This window comes from Nocardioides sp. CPCC 206348 (assembly GCF_048654705.1).
GTDB lineage: Bacteria > Actinomycetota > Actinomycetes > Propionibacteriales > Nocardioidaceae > Nocardioides.
In genome coordinates, this window is record NZ_JBMCZA010000126.1 from 2842 (window position 1) to 3138 (window position 297).

Genomic DNA, 297 nt, shown 5'->3' on the forward strand with positions numbered 1-297 from the left:
CCCGCGGGACTATCGTTTCCGATGGTTTTGGGCAAAATCCGCCGAATTTCACGTCTCTGGCGCTAGTGACGCGCCTACCGTCGTCGGTGGGAGCTGAGCCACGAGTGGGGTTGTGGTCAGCAAGAGGGAGTGTTCGACCGTGTCCACGCAACGCTGCGCGGACGGGTCCGGGCGCTCCCTTTTCGGTATCGGGCCGTCCTGTTGTGAGTAGTAGACGGTCGCGGGGCTCCCGCGCCGACAAGGACATGGGGACATATCGAGATGACAAGCTCTTCGCGGCGCCTGCGCCGCCCACTT